This is a genomic window from Pseudovibrio exalbescens (assembly GCF_028737195.1).
Classification (GTDB): domain Bacteria; phylum Pseudomonadota; class Alphaproteobacteria; order Rhizobiales; family Stappiaceae; genus Pseudovibrio; species Pseudovibrio zosterae.
In genome coordinates this window covers 200,285-215,470 of the sequence record NZ_JAQZAJ010000006.1, presented here as the reverse complement: position 1 = coordinate 215,470, position 15,186 = coordinate 200,285, and the positions used below count along the sequence as shown (strand labels likewise).

At 53.2% G+C, this 15,186-nt stretch carries 15 protein-coding genes; 5 read left to right on the top strand and 10 right to left on the bottom strand.

The window, feature by feature from the left end:
• Position 1: 1 nt before the first annotated feature.
• A complete protein-coding gene (locus PUV47_RS16845; RefSeq protein WP_274219754.1) occupies positions 2 to 1,549 on the bottom strand; it encodes a sugar ABC transporter ATP-binding protein in 1,548 nt (515 codons plus the stop codon).
• A 79-nt stretch (positions 1,550 to 1,628) separates the two neighbouring features.
• Positions 1,629 to 2,552, bottom strand: a complete 924-nt coding sequence (locus PUV47_RS16840; RefSeq protein WP_413697817.1) for a sugar ABC transporter substrate-binding protein — start codon at positions 2,550 to 2,552, stop codon at positions 1,629 to 1,631.
• 596 nt (positions 2,553 to 3,148) lie between these two features.
• On the opposite strand from PUV47_RS16840, the gene PUV47_RS16835 reads away from it, so the two are divergent.
• Positions 3,149 to 4,399: an MFS transporter gene (locus tag PUV47_RS16835; RefSeq protein WP_274219753.1), complete on the top strand. Its 1,251-nt coding sequence runs from the start codon at positions 3,149 to 3,151 to the stop codon at positions 4,397 to 4,399.
• A gap of 80 nt (positions 4,400 to 4,479) precedes the next feature.
• Here the strand turns inward: PUV47_RS16835 and arsH are convergent, their stop codons facing one another.
• From arsH to PUV47_RS16820, 3 genes are all read right to left on the bottom strand, one after another.
• Positions 4,480 to 5,202 carry an arsenical resistance protein ArsH gene (gene arsH / locus PUV47_RS16830; protein WP_274219752.1) on the bottom strand — a complete coding sequence of 241 codons (723 nt, stop codon included), beginning with the start codon at positions 5,200 to 5,202 and terminating at the stop codon, positions 4,480 to 4,482.
• Complete coding sequence (gene arsC / locus PUV47_RS16825) at positions 5,177 to 5,599, bottom strand: arsenate reductase (glutaredoxin) (RefSeq protein WP_274219751.1); 423 nt, start codon at positions 5,597 to 5,599, stop codon at positions 5,177 to 5,179. The genes arsH and arsC overlap by 26 nt, the downstream gene beginning before the upstream one ends.
• Before the next feature lie 93 nt (positions 5,600 to 5,692).
• Positions 5,693 to 6,025, bottom strand: coding sequence for an ArsR/SmtB family transcription factor (locus tag PUV47_RS16820; protein WP_274219750.1), 333 nt, complete (start codon positions 6,023 to 6,025; stop codon positions 5,693 to 5,695).
• Positions 6,026 to 6,221: 196 nt separating this feature from the next.
• Here PUV47_RS16820 and PUV47_RS16815 point away from each other — a divergent pair, with 196 nt between their 5' ends.
• Positions 6,222 to 6,902, top strand: a complete 681-nt coding sequence (locus PUV47_RS16815) for a GntR family transcriptional regulator (RefSeq protein WP_274219749.1) — start codon at positions 6,222 to 6,224, stop codon at positions 6,900 to 6,902.
• 53 nt (positions 6,903 to 6,955) lie between these two features.
• On the opposite strand, the gene PUV47_RS16810 is transcribed toward PUV47_RS16815, so the two are convergent.
• The 4 genes from PUV47_RS16810 to PUV47_RS16795 are packed head-to-tail and all read right to left on the bottom strand — an operon-like array spanning position 6,956 to position 11,318.
• Entirely contained in the window at positions 6,956 to 8,533 is a 1,578-nt protein-coding gene (locus PUV47_RS16810; protein WP_274219748.1) for a BCCT family transporter, read from the bottom strand.
• A 51-nt stretch (positions 8,534 to 8,584) separates the two neighbouring features.
• Entirely contained in the window at positions 8,585 to 9,757 is a 1,173-nt protein-coding gene (locus tag PUV47_RS16805) for a mandelate racemase/muconate lactonizing enzyme family protein (protein ID WP_274219747.1), read from the bottom strand.
• A 50-nt stretch (positions 9,758 to 9,807) separates the two neighbouring features.
• Positions 9,808 to 10,983: a UxaA family hydrolase gene (locus tag PUV47_RS16800; RefSeq protein WP_274219746.1), complete on the bottom strand. Its 1,176-nt coding sequence runs from the start codon at positions 10,981 to 10,983 to the stop codon at positions 9,808 to 9,810.
• On the bottom strand, positions 10,983 to 11,318 hold the full coding sequence (locus PUV47_RS16795; protein WP_274219745.1) for a carbohydrate kinase: 336 nt from the start codon (positions 11,316 to 11,318) through the stop codon (positions 10,983 to 10,985). The genes PUV47_RS16800 and PUV47_RS16795 overlap by 1 nt, the downstream gene beginning before the upstream one ends.
• 945 nt (positions 11,319 to 12,263) lie before the next feature.
• Here PUV47_RS16795 and PUV47_RS16790 point away from each other — a divergent pair.
• On the top strand, positions 12,264 to 12,476 hold the full coding sequence (locus PUV47_RS16790) for a cold-shock protein (protein WP_274219744.1): 213 nt from the start codon (positions 12,264 to 12,266) through the stop codon (positions 12,474 to 12,476).
• A gap of 71 nt (positions 12,477 to 12,547) precedes the next feature.
• Positions 12,548 to 12,766: a cold shock domain-containing protein gene (locus PUV47_RS16785; protein ID WP_274219743.1), complete on the top strand. Its 219-nt coding sequence runs from the start codon at positions 12,548 to 12,550 to the stop codon at positions 12,764 to 12,766.
• A 154-nt stretch (positions 12,767 to 12,920) separates the two neighbouring features.
• On the opposite strand, the gene PUV47_RS16780 is transcribed toward PUV47_RS16785, so the two are convergent.
• Positions 12,921 to 13,112, bottom strand: coding sequence for a hypothetical protein (locus PUV47_RS16780; RefSeq protein ID WP_274219742.1), 192 nt, complete (start codon positions 13,110 to 13,112; stop codon positions 12,921 to 12,923).
• Positions 13,113 to 13,905: 793 nt separating this feature from the next.
• Here PUV47_RS16780 and PUV47_RS16775 point away from each other — a divergent pair.
• A complete protein-coding gene (locus tag PUV47_RS16775) occupies positions 13,906 to 15,180 on the top strand; it encodes an aromatic amino acid transport family protein (protein ID WP_274219741.1) in 1,275 nt (424 codons plus the stop codon).
• The last annotated feature ends 6 nt before the right edge of the window (positions 15,181 to 15,186 follow it).

Sequence of the window (15,186 nt, the reverse complement as noted above, 5' to 3'; positions counted from 1 at the left end):
CCTATTGATGCTGCCCATACGCTAGCTTCAGGATGTTTTCCTCTGAGAATTCATTGCGCTGGAGTTCGCCTTGAACTTCATGTTCGGCAAGCACCAGGATCCGATCCGCAAGCGTCATCAGCTCAGGCATTTCTGATGACACCACAAGAAGCGCCACACCTTCCCGAGCAAGATCTTTCAAGATGCTGTAGATCTCGGCCTTGGCCCCCACGTCCACCCCGCGGGTTGGCTCATCAAGCAGAAGCACCTTCGGGTTGCGTGCAAGCCACTTGGCCAGCACCACCTTTTGCTGGTTCCCGCCTGACAGGCTTGAGGCTGGATCAGCAGTCTTGCCGTATTTCAGCTTTAGCCTCGCACCGCCCTCGCGCGCCTGCTTGTTCTCTGCGGCGAACTGGATGATGCCAGAGGTCGCAACCTCCATGAGGTTCACGAGAGAGACATTTGCAGCAATCGGCATGTCGAGGATGAGGCCCTCGTCTTTTCGATCCTCCGTCACAAAGCCGATACCGGACACAATTGCATCCTTTGGGCCTTTGAAACGGACTTCCTTGCCATCCCGGTAAACGCTGCCGGAACGAATGGGATCGATACCGAAAATACCCCGCAGGATCTCAGTTCGACCTGCACCGACAAGGCCTGCAATCCCAAGGATCTCGCCGTAGCGAAGGTCAAAGGAGATACCCTTGTCCTTGCTGTTGGCAGCGGTACACATGTCCACCACCTTGAGGGCCACTTCGCCGTAGCACTGTTCTTTGGTCGCGTCCGTCATCTGCGCTTCCAGATGCCGTCCCACCATGCGCTGAACCACTTTCTCCGGCGTCATGTCCGCAATCTGGTCTGTGGCAATTGTCTTGCCGTTCCGAAAGACGGTCACGCGGTCACATAGCGCAAAAACCTCATCAAGATGGTGCGAAACAAAGACAATGGTCACACCTTCGGCCTTGATGTTCTCGACGATCTCGAACAACCGCTTGGTCTCACGCTCGGTCAACGTTGCGGTGGGTTCATCAAGGATAAGGATTTGGCTTTTGGACTGCAGCGCGCGTGCGATTTCCACCAGCTGACGGTGCGCGATCCCGAGAGAACTGACGGGAGAGCGCACATCAATGTCGGAAAGACCAATAGCGTCCAAGGCTTCGCGGGCCCGCCGGTTCATTTCTGCCTTGTCCAGCAGGCCATAGCGGGTCTTGGGCAACCGTTCGATGGAGATGTTTTCTGCAATACTCAGATGATCAAGCAGATTGAACTCTTGATGCACCACCTGAATGCCACTTTCTTTGGCTTCATGCGGATTGGCTGGTTTGTAGGCGGCCCCCCCAAGAAAGATATCGCCGGCATCGTAGGGGTAAACGCCCGACAGGATTTTGATGAGGGTGGATTTTCCCGCGCCGTTCTCGCCCACCAGTGCATGGGCCTCCCCTTTGACCAGGGAAAAACTGACACCATCAAGCGCCTTTACACCACCGAAGTACTTCCTTACGCCTTCGACGTTCAGAAAAGCTTCTTGAGGGTCTGGCGCTGGAGCTACGGAAACAGGTGTTGCTGCCATATTGCGTCCAGTCGCTTTTGGGAAGAATAAGGGAACCTCGCCCAACCAGCAGCGGACGGGCGAGGTGAGCGGCTATCGCTTACTCAGCAACGACCAGCTTGATTGGAGTCTTCACCCAACCTTCGAGTTCTGGTCCCCCGCGCACAACTTCCAGAGCCATGTCGATTGCATTGGCAGCCATGTCCTGACCAAACTGATCAACAGTTGCCAGCATGCGGCCATCTTCAATCATCGGGCCAACGGCATCGATGTTATCGAAGCCTACAACCAGAATGTCGTCGCGTCCGGCACTTTCCAGAGCCTTCACAACACCAATCGCCATGGAGTCGTTTGCGGCCATGACGCCCTGAATGTCTGGGTGAGCGGTGAGCATATTGGAAAAGACGGTGTTTGCTTCTTCAGTCTCCCAATGGGCTGTGCGGCTTTCGATAAGGTTCAGCTCATACTGCTTCACGGAGTCTTCGAAACCGAGCGCACGCTGAATGCCATTGTCAGCACCAGGGTTCCCCTCGATGATGACTACCTTGCCATCCTTGCCAAGCTTTTCGCCGAGCACATCGCCAGCCATCTTGGCACCGCCACGGTTGTCAGGACCGACAAATGCCAGCTCGACACCCTGCTGCTGCTTGACTTCCTCGTCCAGCGCCACGTCAAAGTTCACCACGACAATACCAGCCTGCATGGCTTTCTTGAGTGGACGCACCATTGCGCGGGAGTCAGCAGGAGCCACAACAATGGCGTCCACGCCTTGCGTGATGAAGTTCTCTACAGCGTTGATCTGCGATTCAAAGTCGGTTTCATTTTGCATGCCGACAGCGCGCAGTTCGTAGTCGCCGCGCATCGCTTCATGAGCCTTTGCTCCCTCCAGCATGTTCTGGAAAAACTCATTTGCGAGCGATTTCATGATAAGGCCTACGACCGGCTTTTCCTCAGCAGCTTGTGCTGCATTAGCGAGCAGAACAAGACTAGTCGCAGCAGCGGCAGCAAATTTCATAAACTTCATTAGAAGCCTCCCAATATATCGATTATAGCTACTCAAAATTTGCAAGCTATTTCGCCCATTTTTGATATATCTTGCCAAAATTACGGTCAATATGAATCGTTTCATAAAATTGAATGCATTCATTTACTGGTGTTATTAGAATTAATCTATTTGCCGCTGAGTATATTGAGCAGATCAACAAAGTTGATTTGCCGCCCAAAACCATTAGTTAAAATGATATTCTGCCTACAACTTTTGATAAGCTGGTGAAATATCAAAGGGAATACGAGCTTCCACCCTGATGGCCTACGCATGTTCTCAACTTCGGGCACAGCAGGATGGTGCGGACAATTTGAGATTTGCACCACAGTGTGAACTGAACCATGCGCGAACTCACCTCAGCAAACCTTAGGCATGGTACGTATGTGCAAAACAGGCCGTTTTCCAAATGGAATTCTCCAATCGCACGCACTCCAATGGCGTAGAGGCGTCATCACGCTCTGACACGACCCGCGAGCTTTCCGAAAACACCGCATTTCTTGTAGCGAACAACCTGTGATATCGCTTAAACATAAGCATAAAGACGGATCAGCCGCGCATCATAGAAGGTTTGTACGATGTCACAACGAGCATCGCTCATCACGCCTGTTCTTATCGGAGGCTCTCTCATCATGCTGGTGGGGTTTGCGATCAGGGCAAGCTTTGGAGTGTTCCAGATTCCAATCGCCGAGGACTTCGGCTGGCCCCGTGCGGAGTTCAGCCTGGCAATCGCTATTCAAAATTTGGCATGGGGCTTCGGCCAGCCGATCTTCAGTGCAATCGCCGAACGTCTTGGTGACCGCAAAGCAATTGTACTTGGCGCACTCACCTATGCACTGGGGTTGGTTCTGTCCGCCTATGCGATCACACCTGGCCAACACCAACTACTGGAGATCCTCGTCGGATTTGGCATTGCCGGAACTGGCTTCGGGGTTGTGCTCGCCATGGTGGGACGGGCGGCATCGGACGAAAACCGGTCAGTTGCTCTGGGAATTGCCACCGCGGCCGGTTCTGCCGGTCAGGTTATTGGTGCGCCAGTTGCCGAGTATCTTCTGCAAAGCATGCAATGGCCTTCGGTTTTCATGGTGTTCGCCGTCGCCATTCTCTTGTCTTTGGTTGTCCTGCCCCTGATGCGGACCGCGCCAACTGTTAAGTCCAACGCCCCTTCCGAAAGCATGGCCACGGCCATTTCACAAGCCGTACGCGATCCATCCTTTTTCCTTATTGCTGTTGGGTTCTTCTCCTGCGGCTACCAACTGGGCTTCTTGACTGCACATTTCCCCGCGTTCGTTCTTGAGCTGTGCGGCCCCATTGCTCCGGGCTCACTTTTGCATTCCGCAGGCATAACAACCACATCTGCCCTCGGGGCCTGGTCCATTGCGTTGATTGGCATCGCCAACATCTTTGGGACGATCTACGCAGGCGTTCTGGGAAACAAGTTTCCAAGACGATATCTGCTCACCCTGATTTATGTTGGCCGGACCCTCGCATCGGCGATCTTCATCATCCTGCCCATCACACCAGAGACCGTCATCGTGTTTTCGTTGGTCATGGGATCATTGTGGCTTGCCACTGTACCGCTGACTTCAGGCCTTGTGGGCCATATCTACGGTTTGAAGTATATGGGAACGCTCTATGGGCTGATCTTCTTTTCGCACCAACTCGGCAGTTTCATCGGCGTGTGGCTGGGTGGCACACTCTATGACATGTATGGAACCTACACCGCTGTTTGGTGGATTGGCGTTGGGGTCGGGGCACTCTCAGCGATCGTGCATCTGCCGATTGATGAAGAACCTCTTGCCAAACGGAGAGAGGCAGTGCCAGCCTGACACCACCGCGAACGCAAGAATTGCTGCCCCGATCAATGATTCGGGGCAGTTTCTCTAGGCAATTACCGGAGCACGAGAGATCAGGTTGCGCTTGACTGGTTGACGCGAGCAGAAAGCTCTGCATGACTTTCGACACGCTCTGAATAGCGGTCAACCATGTAGTCCCGGCTGTCTTTGGTAAGCACCGTGAACTTCATCAGCTCCTCCATCACATCCACGATGCGATTGTAGTAAGGGGAGGGCTTCATGCGTCCGGCTTCGTCGAACTCATCCCAAGCCTTGGCAACCGAGGACTGGTTCGGGATGGTCAGCAGCCGCATCCACCGGCCAAGTATCCGCAACTGATTGACAGCGTTAAAGCTTTGGCTGCCGCCACACACCTGCATCACTGCAAGGGTTTTGCCTTGGGTTGGCCTTACGCCGCCTAGGGAGAGCGGAATCCAGTCGATCTGTGCTTTCATGATGCCAGTCATGGCCCCGTGTCTTTCCGGGGTGGACCACACCATGCCATCGCACCACGTGACCAGTTCTCTCAGCTCTTGCACCTTTGGATGCTCAACGGGTGCAGCGTCAGGAAACGGCAGATCTCTAGGGTGGAAGAAGCGCACCTCAGCTCCCAAGGCTGCCAAAATGCGCGCGGCCTCTTCTGCTGCAAAGCGCGAAAAACTGCGTTCACGCAACGATCCATAAAGCATGAGGATACGCGGAGCTTCGCCGCTGTGGTTGGGCGAGAACAACGCCTCACGATCGATGTCTTTGAAACAGCTCTGCTCAGGATCAGCCAACGCGTTCACCCCTTTCATTGATGATCAATGTGCCATCTTCTTTTGCCAACGGGCCAGGGGGCAGGGTATCAAGCAGGTCAAGCACAGCTTCCGAAGGCCTGCACAAACGCACACCCTTGGGGCTGCACACGATTGGCCGGTTCACCAGCACCGGATGCTCCAGCATGGCATCCAATAGTGTCTCATCGCTCACGCCTTCGTCCAAGAGGCCCAGTTCTTCCGCCGGGGACTTGGTGGTGCGCAGGGCAGAGCGAGGGGTCAGGTTGGCAGCGGCGAACAACGCCAGCAACTGAGGGCGCGTCCAACCTTCGCTCAGATAATCAATAACAACCGGCTCGACACCAGAAGAGCGGATGATCTCAAGAACATTGCGTGACGTACCGCAATTCGGATTGTGATGAATGACGATGCTCATCTATTGCCTCATCTGTATTGGTGGCAGGCAGGTTTTAAACAGCGCGTTGAATTGGCATCCACTTGGAAACGGAATGCAGCTTTCCGCCTCCACCTAGTTGGTGCAGGACATCTGCTTGAGCACTGGGCGGCATATTTCCGGATTGCCGCCGCAGCAGTCTTCCATGAGAAAACCAAGCAGCGCACTCATTCGCTCGAGGGCTGCAAAATACCGGATTGTCCTGCCTTCGCGTTTCGAGTGCACCAGATTGGCCGCAGCAAGAACGCTGAGATTGTTGGAAAGGGTGTTGGGGCGCACGTGCAGTGTTGTTGCTATCTCTCCTGCCGGGACGCCGGTTTCTCCGGCTTTTATCAGCAGCCTGAATATTTCCAATCGCTGCTCATGAGCTAAGGCCGCCAGCGAGGAGAGTGCTTCCTTCGATTCCATACTTCATGAAATATCGAATTATTATAAACCTGTCAATTCTAATCGCATTCAGCCCCCCTCATGCGACATCCGCCAGACTGGATGTGGTGTCGCAACCGGGTTCGCTTTCTTGAAATGCGCAGTCCGAGTGCCTATTGTCGGACAATGCCGACCACTGATGTGGTCCACCCGATGTTCATGACACCCAAGAGTTCCAATGAAAATAAACAAGCAAAGCCTGGAAGAGCAGGCCGCGGATTATCTACGGCAGCAGATTTTGGCAGGAGCCTTTGTATCAGGTGACAAGCTCACTGAGAGCACGCTGGCCAAGGATCTGGAACTTTCTCGCACAACCGTGCGCATGGCTTTGAACACGCTGGCAAGCGAAGGTCTTGTATCGCAAAAGCCTTATGCAGGTTGGAGCGTGACAACACTCAGCGGGCACGACATCTGGGAGATCTACCACCTACGTGTTGCCTTGGAGAGCCAGGCGGCAATGATGGCCGCCGAGACCATCAACGATGAGAAGGCAAAGCGCCTGCGAGATGAACTGGCTGCCTTTCAGGCCATCTGTAAACGAAAAGACGTCTCGCTTGCCGAAGTTACTCTTTGCGACTTCAAGCTCCACAAATTGATCATCGAGCTGAGTGAAAGCGACCGCCTTGCGCGCATGTACAAGAGCGTGATCAACCAGCTTTCCATCTACATCCGCATCACACACTTTGATTTCGATATTGAAAGCAGTGCCGACACCCACATTGATCTGATCAACGCCATTTGCGCAGGAGAACCTGAGAAAGCGCGCAGACTGGCAATCGAAAACATCAGCACCTTCACGGAGATGGGTCAGAAACTGAAGATCGAACAAGATCACACCTCCGATTTTGCGGCGAGTTGACAAACGAGAAGGGGCGGCCCGAAGGTCGCCCCCTGTGCTTGGGAGTGGGAGGTTTACTCCGCTGGCGCGGACGCCGCTTCCCGCGCCAGTTGTTGAATGTTTTCTCCGCTAACGAGCCCGTAGTCCTGGTGCATCCAACGGATGAAGCCTTGAACCATGTAGCCAATGATGAAGAGCAAGGGGATTGAAGTCACAATCGCGCAGGTTTTGATTGTGTTCAAAGGCGCCTCGATAAACATCATGGCCAGAGGGACTGCAGCCAGCATCACGCACCAGAACAGACGCAGCATTGGGGAAGGCTCTTCACCCTCACGCAGGCCCTTGGTGGATGTTGCCGCCATCGTGAATGCCGCGGAATCCAGCGTTGTGGCCAGAAACAGCACGGACACCAGTGAGAACAGGATGATGAAGGCCGCGCTGAATGGAAGAGCATTCATGACCTGCACGATTGCCTGATTTCCTTCACCGGCAGCAACCATGCCTGACACGTCGACCAGGCCTGAAATGTCCATGGACTGAGACAGCCCGCCGAGAATGCCGAAGAAGAAGAAGCAACCCGCACTGCCACTGATCAGCATGTTGAGAACCACACCGCGGATTGAACGTCCCTTTGAGACCTTCGTCACGAAGATGGAAACAAATGGTGTGTAGGTAATCCAGTAGAGCCAATAGAAGACGGTCCAGCCTTCTGGAAAGCCACTGTTCTCAACCGGATCCGTGTACAAGCTCATGCGCACGAAATCCTGGATCATGATACCCACGCCGTTCACCGTAGACTTGGCAATGAACATTGTTGGGCCAACCAGGAACACCGCCAGACAGAAGCCAATGGCCAGATAGGTGTTCATGGAGCTGATCCGAGCCATCCCCTTCTGAATACCCACGTAGGAGCTCAGCGAGAAGAAGGCGGAGATGATCAAGATCAGAACCAAATTTACATTGAAAGTAGGCTCAATTCCGATCAGCGATGACAGGATTTCTGATACCATCGGCACTGAGACGCCAAGCGTGATGGAAAGTGCGCCGAAAATGGTGAAGATGAAGATGACATCCACAACGCGGCTGATAAAGCGCCACAGTGGTGTTATCGGCTTGTCTCCGCGAATGGCAGTACATACCGCTGAGAGGCTAAGCCCGGGGTTCTTCCGCACATGGAAATGATAGGCTACCGGCAGTGACACGATGCAATAGGCCGCCCAGGCACTAAAGCCCCAGTGAAACAAATTGTAGGCAGTTCCAAGTTCGTAAGCCTGCGTGGTCTCCGTTGCGACACCCAGAGGCGGAGCATTGAAGTAGTAAGCCCACTCGGTGAACGCCCAGTACACTGTTGCAGAGCCCAATCCGGCACAAATCATCATCGAGACCCATGCATACGTGCTGTATTCAGGAGCCCCTTCACCCAACCGAATACTGCCATATTTGCTTAAAGCCAAGGCAGCCAGAAAGATGACTGAACCAAACACAATCATTAGCACTGGCGTACCAAAGATCATGTTGAAGGTGTTAAACAAATAGTTGGCAATTTCGTTGCCTTGCTCTGGGAATGCCGTCAACCCTGCAACAATGGCAACAACAAATCCGAGACTAATTGATAGCAGAAAGGTGTCTAATCTTTTCCCACCATTAGACATTGCTTTTTCCTCCGATTAAAAGCTTGTTTTTCAGCGTGTCGTTCTTATTCATCAGCACGCTCGCTCCACCTCCCAGAAAGTACTCTGTGAGACTGGCTTTGATTTCACTTCGTACTTGCTGACAAGATCCTCATTCAGCTCCACGCCAAGGCCCGGGCTATCCGGAACGATCAGATAACCGTCCACGAATTCGATTGGCTGCTTGGCAAGACCATTCCCGGCCACGAGGGGGCTGTTGCTTTGCGAGTACTCCATCAAGGTGCCGTGCTCGCAGGACGCTAAGAAATGAACCGAAGCCGCCAATAGAATTTCAGTGCTGAAACCGTGCGGCACCAGTTGGACACCGCGCATCTGCGCCATGTCATAGATCTTCCGCATCTCGGAGATGCCGCCGCAGCGGGTGATGTCCGGCTGAATTATGTCCGGTTCACAGCGCTCCAGCATGTCGAGGAATTCACGTGCAGTTGTAAGAGCTTCACCGCCAGCGATTTTTTGTGGCGCCTGCCGCCCCAGCTTCACATAGCCGCGTTCATCATCTGCCAGAACTGGCTCCTCCACCCAATTGAGGTTGAAGGGCTCCAAGAGCTTGCACATCTTCAAGGCGTAAGCGGCGTTCTTCCATTTCGTTGCAAGGTCAATCTGCAACTCGATATCCGGACCGCTTGCTTCACGAACAACACGAACAATCTCATAGTCTTTGTCTGGATCGTCCCCGAAGACACCGCCACCAAACTTGATGCTGCGGAACCCCTTGGAGACAAGATGCTCAACAATCCGCCGGTTGGCTTCTGGTGGATCAGCAGGAATGAAGGTGCCGTAGGCCGCGATCCTGTCGCGGTACTTAGCGCCCAGTAAAATGTGCAGCGGCACGCCATAGTGCTTTGCAGCAATGTCCCAAAGCGCAATGTCAATCGCGCTGATCGCATGAATACCGGCACCGCGGCGGCCCACATAGTTGCTGGACCAGTACATCTTCTGCCAAAGACGCCCGACTTCCAGAGGGTTCTCTCCAATGAGGAGCGAGCGGAGGCCCGTGCAGTAAAGGTTGGACTTGGGCGCCTCTATCAAAGATTTGATCACACTCGGAGAGCTGTCCGCCTCTCCCAGCCCAACCAGTCCGGTGTCCGTGTGAACACGCACGACAAGGGCGTCCTCTCCCCATTCGCAATCGCCATCTATTGGTGGCACTCGCAGGTGAATGGCCTCTACATCAGTGATCTTCATTGTTTTTCTCCCGCGCATACGCTCCCACTTTTCGCAGGAACGCCTTGCTGTTATTCGGTTGGGATACCGAGAAGTCGCTCTACTCGTTGATCTTTTTGAATTAGTGAGCAGTAGGCGTAGCCGAAGTCCTCAATGGCGGTCTTTTCGCCATTAATGACCCGGTGCAATGTCTCCAGCACCTTTTCCGAAACTTCCTCGATGCTGTCCTCCCCGCGCATGATCCCGGTCGCATCAACATCGATGTCTTCGTTGATCAGCTGACTGTTGCCACTGACCCGGATGACTGGGACAATCGGGTTATTGAAGCCTGCGCCCCCGGTGGTCCAGAGGATCACTTGGCAGCCCAAGGCCGCGAAGTGCATTGCCGAGCCGCCACAAAGCATTGTCGTTTCAGACAGGTACATCCCCGGCACTGTTGGCTTCTCGATGGTTTTCGCGTTAATGCGCAAGATGTCCTGGATGGGGCGTGTCCCGGTCTTGGCCAAAGCGCCAAGGGACTTTTCTTCAATCGTGGTCAGGCCACCTATGCTGTTGCCAACACTCATGGTTTCCACCTGAGCGCCTTCAACATGCCAGCGTTTTTCCTCATCACTGATCAGTTGAACAATCTTCTCGTGCACTTGAGGCGAAACGGCACGCTTTTCGAGGATGTGTTCACATCCCATCAGCTCCAGCAATTCACCAGCAATAGCGGTTGCGCCCTTGTCGATCAGTTTATCTGCGGCAAGGCCGACGCTCGGGTTCGAAGCCATGCCTGAACTCGTGTCTGAGCCGCCACACTTGATGCCGACCACCAACTTGGACAGGGGCGCATCGACCATTTCAACGGCATTTGCATGCGCGACCAGCTTCTGCGCTCGAGCGAGCCCTTCTTTGATAGTGGCGACCGTGCCACTTTGTTTGATGCAGGTCAGCGTTTCCACCGGTCGGCCCGAGGCCCGGATGGGGCCAGCTACCAGATCCGGCGCAATGCTGCCACATCCCATGTTCAAGACCAGCGCACCCGCAACATTGGGATTGATCGCAGCATTGATCATGGTTGCAATCATCTCTTCGTTGCCGCCATACATGCACGTATTGTAGTTGGTGACGACCACGCTGTTTGGCGTCTTGTCAGCAACAGCGCGCGCAATTCCCTCTGCGCATTCATCTGCTGCAATAATAAGGAGAAGGTTGCGGATCCCAACCGAACCATCTGCTCGCTGATAGCCCCTAAAAGTCTGCATCAGTCTTCCTCAATATTCATCTGCGTGATGATTTCGCGGATCATCGTTTCGGGAATGTCCAGATTTAAACTTCGAATGTTCTGCACATGCGCCAGCTGCCCCAGCGGGACCGGCTTGATGGCCTTACCAACAGCCGCACCTCCCTTGATCAAGTGGTCCCCGGGATGCAGTGGAGCGAGCGCGATCTTGTTGCCGAAAGGAATTGCCTGCAGAGCCTCAATTTCGGCGATGATTTCGTTCTGATCGGAGATGATTTGCACCCGCTCGCCCTTGGCCACATCGGCCAAAACCGTCGCTACATTGTCCGCCCCATCAAGGCGTAAAGCCTTACCCATAATGCACTCCGTCGATTGTCTGACAATCGACATTTGCACAAAACACAGATGAAAGAAACTGATTTATATCAAAATGCGAAATATTACTTAGCAAGCAAAAGCTGTTGTAAGGCGCATTCGCCCTTTTGCCATGTACCCGAAAGGGGACACCTACCAAACAATCCGCTCTTTTACTCGGCACTAAGCCACTGAATTGGCGCTGTTAAATGACGCGATCACCCGTTGCCCGGGTTGTAACCACCATTAAAGAGAGGAGGGGGAACGCCCGTTGCCGAGACAAGGCTCACTGTGAACAGGGTATGCACCTCTGATTTTAGGATGCTCAAAATTCACTCATGTTTTCTCGAGGAGGCCGCTCTGCCGACATGGTTTAGAGCTTCAATGAAGCCCTTCTGCGCACCAGTCCGGACCGACCTCTGCTGAGGTAAGGCCGCCAGGACGCCTCATGAGTTGAGTACACTAGGCAGTGTGCAATTGAGGCTTCAGGACGGGCACAAAGCGTCAAAACAAAGACGCTGAACCCAAAATGTTTCTTCTCAAGGATTAGGTCTCAGGAAAAATAAAATTTAGTAGGCCTCTTTTCACTTCAGTATAAAGTGGCTCTCATCCTTGTATTTCTGCCATTAATTCTACTAGTAAATTTGAGGGTGCGCGCGATTTAACATAGGCCGTCCGTAATAAAATTATCAAAAAACTTTTATTCCCTTGCGCCCCGGCAGAAAACAAGATACGTCTTAGCGCATTAGGTGCCCAGTGATTTGGAAAAAATGCGCCTCAGACTCTCGGTTAGAGTACTTTAGACCCAGTTGTGCAGCCTGATTACAGGGCGCATGTTGGCTTATCGATCTTTCCCGACAATCTGCGAAACCTTACCAACGCATGGCATGCGTTTGTGCGGTTTCATGCCAAGTCATCACTATATGATCAAACGGGAAGGACCCCAACATGTCGATCAACGGAACCGTAAAATTCTTCGACCAAACACGTGGCTTTGGCTTCATTGCCCCTGACACTGGCAGCAAGGATGTCTTTGTTCACATTTCCGCTCTTGAGCGCGCAGGTATCGGCTCCCTGAACGAAGGTGACAAAGTTTCTTTCGAAGCTGTCGACGACCCACGCGGCCGCGGAAAAACAGCTGAACAGCTGGAAATGATCTAACTAATTCGGCGGGTCCGCTCTCTTTAGCGAAAGCGGGCCTGCCACCTCAAATTAAAGAAAAGGTACAACAATTGAACACAATCAAATTCGGTAAGGTAAAAAACTACGACCACATGGCTGGTCTTGGCTGGATTACACCAGAAGATGGCAGCCGCGACGTTGCCGTTAGCAAAGCCGCTGTCAAAAGCGCACGCCTCGGTCAAATCTGCGCAGGCCAAAGGCTTGGATTTCACGTCTCAGGTGGAGGCAGCAACGCCGTCAACCTTTGGGCAACTTGGTCCAACCGCTAGACCGCGAATGCCCTCGCAGGCACTACCCACCTCTATGAGAGCGTTGTGGCGCTGCCATTTGCATCCGCGCCAACTCACAGCTCAAGCCTCAACACAACGCGATCGCTGCAGCCGACCTGAGCCCAAGACGCTCCTGCAAGCGTGCAGCGCAAGATCAACTCTCTGATACGCCTTCAAAACGAAGCCGCAGATATCCAGAGACCATATCATCAAGAACGGCCAGATGCGCTTGCGCTCGCTGTTCTTGCTCATCTTGCATGGCGTCAAAAACACCCACCCAGCACTCCACCAGAACACGCGCGACAATGACAGCGTCTTCAAACGCAACGTCTGGATGATGCCGCACAACGCCTTGCACGAAAAGAGGGCAGAGCCGCAAAACGACTCACTTGTCGCTAAGTTCAGCTCACTTAACCTAAACGGCAACTTCTGCCAGCACATCAGCCAATTCGGCCCCGGCGATTTGTCACAATGATTGCAGGCGCTGCAGCACGGCTGAGACCTGCAGCATTCAACACCCCCAACCTTCTAAGAGAGAGGCACCGCGTGCCGGACACACCAAAGGGCCATAAGGGCAGATAAGCAGAAACGCTGGAATATCACCGAAAACTCTATCGAGCTGCTGCGAAACATGAGGATAGCAGCCCAGCTCCTCTCCAAACGTCATTCCGAGGCTTGATCTCCGCGAACTCTTTATATACGGCCTGCACATCAGAAAGACCGTCGCCTACAGGGCCTGCCCGAACAATCCGCGATCCGTTCTTCCGGCAGCATTTGGAAGCATGAATTGAGTACAGCTATGCCGACGAACTCCTCTAGGGAAGACCGGCAATTTTTACAGCGAAACTACTAACTTTCGGCATTTTTTCTGCACACAAATGTATATCCCCAAAAAACCACACAAAAAACGCATACGGCAAAGTATACATTATTTTATGCCACGAATAATTATTTAAGTAGAATTTTCAGCTATTTGGCACACAACCTGTAGTTATTCATGCCTTCCCAGAGATATCTCACAGCGACTGATAGCGGCTACCACGTATAGATGTGATTTACATAGTTATTTAAAGAACAGCCTTGAAGGCGGGTTATTCTCGCGAATTTAGACTTTGACCACTGCTTGGGAGTGACTAGCAATGTCAAACGAAACAGTTACCTTAAGTGAGCAAAAAGAAAACAAACAGTCGTACACAAAACAGGATTTGACTTGGTCACTTTCCATGTTTGGTACAGCTGTTGGTGCCGGCATTTTGTTCCTTCCGATCCGCGCAGGCCTTGAAGGCTTTTGGCCGCTCATTCTGATCGCTGCGCTGGTTGGTCCAATGACCTACTTTGCGCACCGCGCACTTGCCCGGTTCGTACTCTCCTCCAAACGCGCCGACGCTGACATCACCGACGTGGTTGAGGAACACTTTGGTAAGACCGCAGGTCTCATCATTACTTTCCTGTACTTCTTTGCGATTTACCCAATCGTTCTGATCTACGGCGCTGCAATCACCAACACAATCGACAGCTTCATTGTGAACCAGCTCGGTGGCCCAGAAATTCCACGCTGGCTGCTGTCCGGCGCGCTGGTTGCCATGATGATGGGCGTGATGATCCTCGGCAGACGCCTGATGCTGATCGCCACTGAGCTGCTGGTTTACCCACTGGTGCTCATCCTGATCGGCATGTCGCTGTATCTGGTTCCACATTGGTCAATGGAAGCAATGTCCCTCTCAAAGATGCCATCTGTTGGCGCTCTGCTGATGGTCGTCTACCTGACAATTCCAATGCTGGTGTTCTCTTTCAACCACAGCCCAGCTGTTTCCTCCATGGCGCTTGCGCAGCGTGAAGAGTATGGCGAAAACGCAGTTGCACACTCCGACATGATCCTGAAGCGCGCTTCTTTCATGCTGCTCGGCTTCGTGATGCTGTTCGTGTTCTCTTGCGTGCTGGCTCTGTCTCCTGAACAGCTTGCAGAAGCCAAGACACAGAACCTGCCGATCCTCAGCTACCTGGCAAATGAGTTTGACAACCCGTTCATCTCATTCCTCGGCCCGCTCGTTGCGTTCCTTGCAATCTTCTCTTCCTTCTTCGGCCACTACCTTGGCGCCAAGGAAGGTCTTGCAGGTGTCATCAAGAAGTCCGCTCCGACAGCTGTTGCCAACATGGGCGAGAAGAACTTCAACACTGCGCTTGTTGCCTTCTTCTTCCTGTCGGTCTGGGGCATTGCCTACCTGAACCCATCCGTTCTGGGCATGATTGAATCCCTCGGCGCTCCGTTCATCGCAGCTATCCTCTTCCTGATGCCAATGTACGCAATCAAGAAGGTACCAGCGATGAAGAAGTACGACGGCGCCCTGTCCAACATCTTCATCATCGTGATGGGTGTACTGGCGATCAGCTCCATGATGACCGGGTTCTTCTGAGCGAGT